Origin of the sequence: Bacillus sanguinis (assembly GCF_018332475.1) — a bacterium.
Lineage (GTDB): Bacteria > Bacillota > Bacilli > Bacillales > Bacillaceae_G > Bacillus_A > Bacillus_A sanguinis.
The window spans coordinates 1-798 of the sequence record NZ_BOQB01000545.1 but is presented as its reverse complement, the minus strand read 5'-3'; the positions used below and the strand labels follow the sequence as shown (position 1 = coordinate 798).

Annotated in this window: 1 protein-coding gene; it reads right to left on the bottom strand. The window is 39.0% G+C overall.

The genetic code is table 11. The annotated features are described in order from the left end of the window. Positions 1–20: 20 nt before the first annotated feature. Positions 21–798: HAD-IC family P-type ATPase (locus tag KI369_RS28420; protein ID WP_212958985.1), on the bottom strand; the 778-nt coding region annotated here is incomplete at its 5' end.

Sequence of the window (798 nt, the reverse complement as noted above, 5' to 3'; positions counted from 1 at the left end):
TGCAATTACTCTATAGATTTTTATTTTTTTAATTTCACTCTTTGTAATCGTAATGCATTTAATACAACGGATACAGAACTAAATGCCATCGCCGCTCCTGCAACCCAAGGTGCTAAGAAACCAAGCGCTGCAATCGGGATTCCTAAGCCGTTATAAGCTAGTGCCCAGAATAAGTTTTGCTTAATATTTCTTATTGTCATCTTACTCATAAAGATTGCATCAGCAATACTATTTAAATCACCACGGATTAACGTAATATCTGCCGCTTCCATCGCTACATCCGTTCCTGTTCCAATTGCCATACCGATATCCGCCGTTGCAAGTGCTGGAGCATCATTTATTCCATCTCCAACCATCGCTACTTTCTTACCTTGCGCTTGCAGCTTTTTCACTTCTTCTGCTTTTCCTTCTGGTAATACTTCTGCAATTACGTGATCAATACCAACTTGCTTAGCGATTGCCTGAGCCGTTTGTGTGTTATCTCCTGTGATCATAACAACGTCTAGACCCATTTTCTTAAGTCTTGCGATAGCTGCTTTTGAAGTATCTTTTACAGTATCCGCAACGGCAACTATTCCAGCATACTCCTTATCTATCGCTATTAACATTGCTGTTTTTCCTTCTCGTTCTAGCGCTTCCATCGATTTAGAAACTTCTTCAATATCAATATCGAATTTCTTCATTAATCGACGTGTACCAATTAATAATCGTTTCCCTTCTACGACTGATTCGATGCCGAATCCCGGAATTGCTTCAAATGCTTCTGAACTTGGGATATCAATTTTCTTTTCTTTAATT